Source organism: Streptomyces atratus (assembly GCF_900119365.1).
Lineage (GTDB): Bacteria > Actinomycetota > Actinomycetes > Streptomycetales > Streptomycetaceae > Streptomyces > Streptomyces atratus_B.
The window spans coordinates 1-8,950 of the sequence record NZ_FPJO01000071.1; the positions used below are offsets into that span (position 1 = coordinate 1).

Consider the following 8,950-nt stretch of genomic DNA (forward strand, 5'->3'; position numbering starts at 1 on the left):
AGGTCAGCAAGGTGGAGCCCTTTTCGTAGCGCTTGGAGAGCATCTGGAAGACGAGGTTCGCCTCGTCACGTTCCAGTGGGAGGTATCCGACCTCATCGACCACGAGGACGTTGGGCCGTAGGTAGGTGCGGAGTTTGCTGGCCAGGCGGCCGATGGAGTCGGCGGCTTTGAGCTGGCGGACCATGTCGTCGAGGGTCGTGAAGTAGATCGTGTAGCCGGCCCGGCAGGCGGCGACCGCCAGGGCGACCGCGAGGTGTGTTTTCCCTACTCCCGGCGGGCCCAGCAGAGCAACATTGGCCCTGGCCTCGACGAACGCGAGGGTGGCCAGGTCCTTGACCTTCCTGGGGTCGAGTTCGGGCTGGTAGGAGAAGTCGTACTCCTCGATCGTCTTGTAGTGCGGAAGCCGGGAGACCCGCAGGGCATGGCGGAAGCGGCGCTCTTCACGAACGGCGAGTTCTTCTTCCAGGACCAGGTCGAGGAAGTCGAGGTAGGCCATCTGACCGGCATCGGCCCGCCCGACGTACTCGGCCAGCGACTGGGTCAGATGGGGCAGGCCGAGCTTGGTGGCGGTGGCGCGGATCCGGGCGGTGACCAGCTCGCTCAACGCATGTCCTTGGGGTCGATGGGGGCGGGGGTGAAGGGGTGGGTGCCGGTGATCTGGTCGTAGAGCGCCAGCGGCCGGGTGCCGACGTGGACTTGCGCGGCTCTGGCCCGGGCCAGCAGGGAAACAAGCCCGCCGGGCTCGGTGTCCGTGCGGGCCGGCCTGACCGCGGGCGTGCCGGGATCGGTGGTGGTGGCGCGGGTGTGTCCGTCGGGCAGGCCCTGCCAGTGCGCTTCGTCCACGATGCGGGCGCCGCGGCCGACCGCGCGCGGATGGACGGCCAGCAGCGTGATGCCCTGGGCGTCGGGCACGGTGGAGTGCAGTGCGACCGTGGCCGCCGAGGCCCTGACCTCGACCAACTGTCGGTGGCGGACCTTGATGGCGGGCACGGAGTAGAGGTTGGCGTCGAAAGCGACCAGGCAGTCCTTGCCGACGTGCCGCAAGAATCGGTCGGCGACGATGTAGGGGCGGGCCGGCAGCGGCCGCAGCGCGGCGTGATCTCGTGTGGCTCGCACGCCGATCACTTCGCCGTGGGTGCGGTGGGTTCGGGCCCGGCGCTGGGGGACCCAGGCCATGAACGCCCCGTCCAGGTCATCCAGCCCGGAGAAGGCCCGGCCGGCCAGCACGTGATCACGGACGATGGTCACCTGGCGTTCGACCCGGCCCTTGCCGGTGGGCCGGTAGGCGGCCAGCACGTCGATGTCGAAGTCGTAGTGCCCGGCGAATGCGACGGCCTCCGGATGCAGCGGGACCGCCTCGCCGGGTGCGACATGGCGGCGGACCACGGTCTTGGTCCGGTCGTAGACGATCACGCCGGGCACTCCGCCGTAATGCGCGAACGCCCGGCGGTGGCACTCCCAGAACGTCGCCAGGTTCTGGCTGGTGGTGAAACAGCAGAACGGATCCCGGGAGTAGGACAGGACCATGTGGAAGGAGTAGACCTTCGGGATCCCGACATGGGCCAGAATGCCGCCCTCGTCACCCCAGTCGACCTGGGCCTGAGCGCCGGGCACCACCTCGAAACGACGGTGGAGGCGGGCCAGCTCCCGCGGGGTGTATCCGAGCTCCTCCGCGATCCTGGGGCGGGCCTGCTGCACATACATCTTGACGCGTTGGTAGTGGTGCGGAAAGCCGTACTGCTCGACGAGACGCTCATGGATCACCGCGGCTTTCAGCAGCACCTCGGCCCGCAGCCAGGCATCGATCACATGCGCCCATGGCTTGATCACCTGGTTGCCCAGATCCGACCGCGGCGCCGGAGCCGGAGGCTCGGGCGGCCCGTCGCTCTCCAGGTACTTCTTGACCGTGCGCCAGTTCAGGCCGGTCTCCCGGGCGATCTCCGAGATGCTCGCGCCCGCCTCATACAGAGACCGAAAGCGCCGCAACTCCAGCCACCGCTCCGGTTCCAGCAGCATGCCCCGGGCCTCCCTCATCGCCGCACAACGTCAGCGACAGACTCCTCTCACCACTCCGGCCCCCAGCCAGACACGCCGGAGCACCTCTGCAGATCAACCCGTACGCACCTCTGCACCAGAGCCCGTACGCCGACACTGGGACCAGTTCGCTGCCCTGTTGCCCGAGCGATCGATCTACGTGCCGACCCATCCACTCGGCTGTCACCGCCCGCGCATCAGCGACCGGATCGTCTTCGACAAAATGCTGCAGCTCTTGCGGTTCGGCTGCTCCTACCAGGCGATCGCGGACACGACCTGCTCGGCCACCACGATCCGCAACCGTCGCGACGAGTGGATCCGGCTGGGCGTCTTCGCCGAGCTCAGGCGGATCGCGCTCGACGCTTACGACCGGATTGCCGGCCTCCTCCTCGACCGGATCGCCGTCGACGGCTCCATCACCAAAGCACCAGGTGGCGGTGAGGTGGCCGGGCGTTCCCCGGTCGACCGTGGCAAACAGGGCCTGAAACGCTCGGGCATGACGGATGGCTACGGCATTCCGCTGGGCCGCGTCCTGGCCGGAGCCAACCGCCACGACTCCGCGCTGCTCGCCCCGACCCTGGACCTGCTGGACGACCTCGGACCGCTGCCCGACGACATCACCGTGCACCTGGATGCCGGCTACGACTCGGCCAAGACCCGCGCCCTGCTTGCCGAACGTGGCCTGCGCGGCCGGATCGCGCACAAAGGCGAGAAGGCTCCGATCCAGGCGAGTCAGAGGTGGCACGTGGAGCGCACCCACGCCTGGCAGAACGCCTTCCAGCGCCTCGCCCGCTGCTACGAGCGCCGGGCCACCGTGATCAACGCGTTCTTCGATCTCGCCGACGCCACCATCACTGTACGGAGTCTGATACGCCGAGCGTGGACCACACACCGCTGGAGCCACCGGCCCCACCGCTGTCCCTGAACACCGGCGTCGCACCTTGCAGGCAACCATGCCTTCGGTGCTATCCGGGCCCGGTCAGCGACGGGCCAGGTTCTCGGTCACGAACACCCAGCAGCCCGCATGCGGTGGAGCGCTCCAGGTGACGTCGGTGAGGGTGGCAGGGGGCAGGACAAGGGGGAACCGTGCGGGCAGAAGCCAGCCGTCGGGATGGACGCCGAGGCTGAGCAGTCCTCCGCCCAGGCGGTCGAGGTCGACGCCGAGAATGTCCCATGCCGCGCGGGGCGGCATTCCGGGGGTGGTGAGCCCGGTGGCTGCGGCTTCGGCCAGGACCAGTCCGGCCAGGTCGGTGCCCGCGTCCAGTCCGTGCGGGTCACCAGCTGCTCGGAAGGCCTAGCATCCGGCGGTCGACGCGTCCCTGCGGGGGCAGAAGCCGCAGTACCTCGGCCTCGGTCCTGAGCAGTTGTTCGGGCGCGGGGTGCTGCAGGACCCGCGCCACACGGCCGGTGCGGTGCAGTTCCTCCCATGCCTCATCCGCGGGCCGAAGCCGCGCATGGCCGGGCAAGGCGCCTGTCAGGCGCGCCCGCAGCTGGCGCAGCCTGGTGGTGCGGGCGACCTGACGGGCCCGCTCGGCGGCCGTGCAGCTAGCGGTAGGCAGTCGCGATCCCGACGCCGAACCCGGCGGCCAGCTGGGCGTAGGTGTCACCGCACCGCAGGTGAGCCAGGGCGAGCAGAGCCTGACGCTCCGCGGGAGGCGCCGCCAACGCGTACCGATCTCCTGCCGGCTGGCCTTCAGCCGTTCGGTCTGGAACCGCAGGGTGCGGCTGGACAGATCAATCGCCGACGGGTAGACAAGCACGCGAAGCTTCTGGCAGACACGGGTGATCTTGGTCGAGAACCCGTCTACCAGGAGCTTCGTCGTTGCGCAGGCCCGTCCAACTCGCGGCCATCACCACCAGCTCGGAAAAGGCTCATTCATCCAGGCCGCTGAGAGCGGTCAGGGCTGGGCTCCTCTGGAGGGCCGACCAGGGGAGCACCGGCACCTCGCAGGCATCAGAAGGACGCGGTGGCAGAGGGGCTGCTCCCGTTCTGCGCTTGCTGTGCCCGGTCCGCCATCATCCGTCCGAGTGCGGTGAGCGACGGCTCCAGGTCGCCTACCGCGGTTGTGTAGCGGACGAAGACGACGACCGTTCCGACAAGGGCCCCTGCTTCGGCCTCCTCGATGGATTCGTCGTCCTCGTTGAGGACGTTCTTGCCGGGGGTGAACTGGTAGGCGGTACTGGTGTCGCCCATGGACGGGAACGAGATGAGGGCCTTCTCCGACGAGTCGGTCAAATCCCTACGAATCTGCTCGAACCCTTGGGCAGCGCGCAGGGCGCTGTCGTAGGCCGCAACGTAGAGCACGGCCGTCTTCTGCGGTCTCTCGCGCCCCATGGTCGTCCTGGCAGTGAACAGAAGCCCCTCACATTCGGGCTGACAGCCCTGTTCCCCCGTGGTCACCACCGGATCGCCCTGGCTCTTGAACTCGGCCGGCAGGCTGTCGCTGTCGGGGAGGACGCTCTTGACGGTGGCCAACTCGGAGAGGGGAGCCACCTTGCGCTCACCTTCGTCGTCGCCGAGCAACTGCACCACACTGCGGAGGCCCAGTGCGACCAGCAGGGCCAACACCACGCCGATGACAGCGAGGGTCGCCACCACGCCCGTGGTCTTCTTCAGGTGCAGCGGCCCAACGTTGATGGTGGCACGGTTGGCGTCGCCGCCGATGTGGACACGCTGGATAATCGCCGGCGGGTGCGTCGGAACCGGTGGAGGCCCGGGCTGCAGCGCGGCCCGCAACTGCTCGGCGAGACCGGGATCCCCCTCCAGCTCCACGGTCAGGCGTGCCCGCACCGCCTCCGCCGCCTGCTCCGATCCGGGTTCCGCGTCCCACAGGCCGAGTGCCCCGCGCCCCTCATCCGAGCGACCGAGGCGACTGCGCACGAGCTCTGCGAGGCGGGTGAAGGCAGCGGTGCCGGCAGCGGTGCCGGCACCGGACGCGGCACCCGAGGCAAGGGCGGCGACGACGGCACTCGCTAAATCTGTAGGTGACATGCACACATGATCCCGGAACTGAGGCTGTTTCCGAAGGAGAGTGAGTCAATTGAGAGGGCGGCGTCCGCACGGTCCAAACCGGATTCCGCGACGCTTTTCGCCTCGTTTGGTATGTGTAGAACGCCTTCCACCGGCTCCGGACCTTGCGCTGCTCGGGCCAGGCGACTGATGTCTGCGGGGGGCGGGAGGCGTGCCGGGCTGGCGGAAGAAGAGGGGCGGCTGCGGGCGGTATCCGCAGACGGGGGTTCTCTTGGTCGAAAACACATCTACCGGGCACTTCACCCTGTTGCCAGACTGACTGCTGCACTCCAGAGTGGGAGTTCTCGCTTCCGTGTCCGGGATGGTTCTCAGTTCGGTGTCCGGTCTTGGGCGCTGTAGTGCGGGCCGACCCGGTTGTTTCTATGGGGTGTTGAGCAGTGACGGCCGGGCGCTGGTGCTGGACAAGCAATGAGGATTGGCTGGTCACGGAGTGAGGAATACGTGGTCAGCGGGGTGGGAGCTCCAAGAGGGGTGGGCCCGGCGCCAGCCGGTCGCGGGCGTTCCGGCTGTTCGACGTCGCCCTGGCCCTGGGCGCCATCCAGGCCGCCGTGGCCGCAGGTGTCCCGCATGCGGGACACCGACGTGACGACTACGGCCGTGCTCGACTACGGCTTGTCCCAGCGTGCCCTGATGGCCGTCTCCACCTGTTCCGGCGACGTCGCCGTGATGGATTGCGCCCACCGCCTCTGCATGGTCGTTCACAGCGGCCTTCCGGCCCTTGACCCGGCTGCCGTGCACGCGGTGGTCCGCCAAGCCGTCCACACTGCTCCGCCCTCGCCTCCGGACGAACCGCCGGCGGACCCCGCGCTCGCCGCCCGTGCCAGGCTGCGACGGCCTCGCCGCCCGCACATACGCGATCGGCGAGCTGATGCTCGAAGTCGCCCCCGCCTACCGCTCCGACCGCGAGGCCGCCGACGTCCTCGCCCCGTTCTGCAACGAAATCGGAATCGACCTCGACCACGGCCTCGCCGCCCGCCGCTACGCCCACACACCTCAGACCGCCGCGCGCTCCACGGCATTGAGCTCTTTCCAACCTCTCGTGCCAGCTGGGCAGTTGGGATGACAGACAGATGAAGCCCCTGGTAGATGGGTTTTCGACCAAGAGAACCGTCTCCACCAGGGGCTTCGCATGCTTGTCTACCCGTCCGGCATCGACGTGTCCAGCTCTGCCCTGCGCTTCCTCGCCGCCCGCCTGAGGGAACACCGCCGCGCCCTCGGATCCCGATGGCGGCGCCTGAACGCAGGCCGACAGGCCCTGCTCACCGTCGCCCACCTGCGCAACGGCCAGCCCTACGCCCAGCTCGCGGCCGGATTCGGGATCGGCACGACCACCGCCTACCGATACATCACTGAGGCCGTCAACCTCCTGGCCGCCCTCGCCCCCACCCTCACCGAAGCCGTACGAGCGGCGTCGACGAAGGCGTACGTGATCCTGGACGGGACGCTCCTGCCCATCGACCGAATCGCCGTCGATCGCCCGTTCTACTCGGGCAAACACAAGAAGCACGGCATGAACGTGCAGGTCATAGCCGATCCGAAGGGGCGTCTGATGTGGGCTTCACCAGCCTTGGCCGACGCCGTCCACGACGTCCGGGCAGCGCGCGAGCACAGCATCATCGAGGCACTTGCCGAGGCCAGCATCACCTGCTGGGCAGACAAGGCCTGCCAGGCGCAGGCGGCACGGTCCGTCTCCCTTACCGCGGCCGATGGGACAGCCTCTCCACCGGCCAGCAGGCCGTCAACCGGTCCCACGCAAAGATCCGCGCACTGGTCGAGCAGGCCATCGCCACCCTCAAGTCCTGGCGCCTCCTCCGCAAACTCCGTTGCTCGACGACCCGGATCACGAGCCTCGTCCAAGCCGTCCTGGTCCTCCATCTCGCTGCCACGGGCTGAGAGCAGCAGTCACCAGGTCCGTCAATTCGGCCTCGGTCGTCCCAGCCCGCAGACGAACGTCGAAGGTGTAATCCTCATCGCAAAACACCAGGTCAAGGTCCATGGCTACCAGCCTGCGGAAGACGATCGCCAACCAGATCGCGTCTTCCGCCCAGACGTCCATGTACAGGCAGGTACCGTCCTCGTGCAGATACGCCTCACCTGGGCCGCTCCCCGTCTCGAACTGCCATATGAGGCTGCGCACTTCGCTGCGGTGCATCGAGTCGATCTCGACCTCAGACCACCGGGCACGGATCGCGTCTGTCAGCGCACCCCGATCGATGCGCCATCCGCCCGCATCACCCTCGACCACCGCCAAGAACGTCATAGCCAGGGTCTACCAGATGTCCGTGACACAGCGACGATCGGCTGCCGCCAGAAGTTGGAATGGGCTCACTGAACCTCTTTCATCCTGTGCTGGAGGGTGAAATGGGTTGGTCAGCGGGTGTGGTGGCGGGGCAGGGCCCCTCGTCGTTGGCGTGGTGATTCCACTCAGCACACCCGCGACCGAAGGGGCCCTGTTGGTTCCGTATCGAGCCATGCTCGACGTCTCGTATGAGCTCGTCGATCATGTTGCCTGGCTGCTGTACGAGCACCGTCGGACCCGCAACATCCGCTGGCGCAAGCTCGGCTGCTTCGACCAGGCACTGCTCACGCTGGTCCACCTGCGCAAGAACGAGACGTTCTCGCAGCTCGGTGTCGGTTTCGGGATATCGCAGGCCACCGCCTGGCGTTACGTGGACGAGGCTGTGGACGCCCTTGCCGCCTGGGCGCCAGGTCTGCATGAAGCTCTGGTCGGTCTGGGCGAGGGGCGACCATGTCATCGTCGACGGCACCCTGATTCCCACCGACCGTGTCCGCGCCGACCAGCCGTGCTACTCGCAGAAGCACAAGAAGCACGGCATGAATGTGCAGGTCATCGCCCGCTCCGACGGCACACCACTCTGGTTCTCCCGCGCAACGCCGGGCCGCACCCACGACCTGACCGCGGCCCGTGCCCACGGCATCGTCCAGGCCTGCCTGACCCGGCAGATCCTCATCCTGGCCGACCGCGCCTACCAGGGCGCCGGCGCCATTGTCTGCACCCCGTACTACCGACACAGCGAACAGCTCGCCCACTACCAGCAGTTCAACCGAGACCACGCCCGACTCCGAGCCCCGGGCGAAGGGGCCTTCGCATAGCGCAAGTCCTGGCGCATCATGCGCAGAGCACATTGCTCGACCCGGCGCATCAGCCGCATCGTCCGAGCCGTCCACACCCTGCTGACCTGCAACTATTCAGGATGAAAGAGGTTCAGTAACCTGGCGGCGGGGATCTACCAAGTCCCTAGTGTCTCGTGATTTTGTCGTTGGAACTTGATGGTCCATCGCTTCGTTGGCCCGGTGTGAATCTCTCCTCCGAACAGATTGATGAGCTGCGGGAGTTGGCGGGCAGCCGTCACGCCCCTGCCGATGTCGTCCTGCGGGCCCGCCTGGTGCTGTGGGCGGCCGAGGGGCGGCGACGTAAGGACATCGCAGAACTCGCCGGAGTCGCACCGAATACGGTGGACCGCGCCAAGGTCCGTTACCTCGCGGGCGGTATCGCCCAACTGGCCTCCCGGAAACCCGGCCGCGGACGCGATCAGGTGCCCCGCGGACGCGGGGCCGCGTGATCGCGTTGACGAAGATGACCCCGCCGGCGGATTCGGGGCTGTCGCACTGGTCCACCCGGACGCTGGCCGGTCACTTGAGGCGACGCGAGGGCATCTCGGTGTCCTGGCACTACATTGCCCGTGTCTGGCGGGAGGAGAATCTCAAGCCGCACCGGAACGGCACCTCCAAGATTTCGAAGGATCCCGCGTTCGCGGACAAGGTCGCCGATGTCGTCGGCCTCTACCTGGCCCCGCCCGGCGGCGCGGTGGTGCTGTCCATCGACGAGAAGACGCAGATACAGGCGCTGGACCGGACCCAGCC

The 8,950-nt window shown here is 67.9% G+C and carries 7 protein-coding genes and 6 pseudogenes; 7 read left to right on the top strand and 6 right to left on the bottom strand.

What is annotated here, in order from left to right; translation table 11 throughout:
- Together istB and istA are read right to left on the bottom strand one after the other, a co-directional pair.
- A partial coding sequence (gene istB, locus BT364_RS38450; RefSeq protein ID WP_072489764.1) for an IS21-like element helper ATPase IstB occupies nucleotides 1-604 on the bottom strand: 604 nt, incomplete at its 3' end.
- On the bottom strand, nucleotides 601-2,016 hold the full coding sequence (istA, locus tag BT364_RS38455) for an IS21 family transposase (RefSeq protein ID WP_072489770.1): 1,416 nt from the start codon (nucleotides 2,014-2,016) through the stop codon (nucleotides 601-603). The genes istB and istA, both read right to left, overlap by 4 nt.
- A gap of 136 nt (nucleotides 2,017-2,152) precedes the next feature.
- Between istA and BT364_RS38460 the strand changes: the two are divergent.
- Nucleotides 2,153-2,959 (top strand): annotated as a pseudogene (locus BT364_RS38460) (IS5 family transposase); the annotation flags it as partial.
- A 54-nt stretch (nucleotides 2,960-3,013) separates the two neighbouring features.
- Here BT364_RS38460 and BT364_RS38465 read toward each other — a convergent pair.
- From BT364_RS38465 to BT364_RS38475, 3 genes and pseudogenes are all read right to left on the bottom strand, one after another.
- Nucleotides 3,014-3,226: a hypothetical protein gene (locus BT364_RS38465; protein WP_072489765.1), complete on the bottom strand. Its 213-nt coding sequence runs from the start codon at nucleotides 3,224-3,226 to the stop codon at nucleotides 3,014-3,016.
- 356 nt (nucleotides 3,227-3,582) lie between these two features.
- Nucleotides 3,583-3,794: pseudogene (locus BT364_RS38470) on the bottom strand (helix-turn-helix domain-containing protein); the annotation flags it as partial.
- A 194-nt stretch (nucleotides 3,795-3,988) separates the two neighbouring features.
- A complete protein-coding gene (locus BT364_RS38475; protein ID WP_072489766.1) occupies nucleotides 3,989-5,026 on the bottom strand; it encodes a hypothetical protein in 1,038 nt (345 codons plus the stop codon).
- Between the two features lie 856 nt (nucleotides 5,027-5,882).
- Here BT364_RS38475 and BT364_RS42190 point away from each other — a divergent pair.
- Nucleotides 5,883-6,128 carry a hypothetical protein gene (locus BT364_RS42190; protein WP_072489767.1) on the top strand — a complete coding sequence of 82 codons (246 nt, stop codon included), beginning with the start codon at nucleotides 5,883-5,885 and terminating at the stop codon, nucleotides 6,126-6,128.
- A 210-nt stretch (nucleotides 6,129-6,338) separates the two neighbouring features.
- Nucleotides 6,339-6,958: pseudogene (locus BT364_RS38485) on the top strand (transposase family protein).
- On the opposite strand, the gene BT364_RS38490 reads toward BT364_RS38485, so the two are convergent.
- Nucleotides 6,906-7,325 (bottom strand): hypothetical protein, encoded by a 420-nt coding sequence (locus tag BT364_RS38490; protein ID WP_072489768.1) that lies wholly within the window; start codon nucleotides 7,323-7,325, stop codon nucleotides 6,906-6,908. The pseudogene BT364_RS38485 and the gene BT364_RS38490 sit on opposite strands and share 53 nt — an antisense overlap.
- 151 nt (nucleotides 7,326-7,476) lie before the next feature.
- Here BT364_RS38490 and BT364_RS38500 point away from each other — a divergent pair.
- The 4 genes and pseudogenes from BT364_RS38500 to BT364_RS44675 all read left to right on the top strand — a co-directional run.
- Nucleotides 7,477-8,284, top strand: a pseudogene (locus BT364_RS38500) (transposase family protein).
- Between the two features lie 98 nt (nucleotides 8,285-8,382).
- Nucleotides 8,383-8,649 carry a helix-turn-helix domain-containing protein gene (locus BT364_RS40805; RefSeq protein ID WP_072489769.1) on the top strand — a complete coding sequence of 89 codons (267 nt, stop codon included), beginning with the start codon at nucleotides 8,383-8,385 and terminating at the stop codon, nucleotides 8,647-8,649.
- Nucleotides 8,631-8,717 (top strand): annotated as a pseudogene (locus BT364_RS44670) (hypothetical protein); the annotation flags it as partial. The gene BT364_RS40805 and the pseudogene BT364_RS44670, both read left to right, overlap by 19 nt.
- Before the next feature lie 105 nt (nucleotides 8,718-8,822).
- Nucleotides 8,823-8,950 (top strand): annotated as a pseudogene (locus BT364_RS44675) (IS630 family transposase); the annotation flags it as partial.

Coding starts and splice junctions, on each gene's coding strand:
- BT364_RS38465 (WP_072489765.1), bottom strand. CDS start 3,226: ATGCCGCCCCGCGCGGCATGGGACATTCTCGGCGTCGACCTCGACCGC.
- BT364_RS38475 (WP_072489766.1), bottom strand. CDS start 5,026: ATGTCACCTACAGATTTAGCGAGTGCCGTCGTCGCCGCCCTTGCCTCG.
- istA (WP_072489770.1), bottom strand. CDS start 2,016: ATGCTGCTGGAACCGGAGCGGTGGCTGGAGTTGCGGCGCTTTCGGTCT.
- BT364_RS38490 (WP_072489768.1), bottom strand. CDS start 7,325: ATGACGTTCTTGGCGGTGGTCGAGGGTGATGCGGGCGGATGGCGCATC.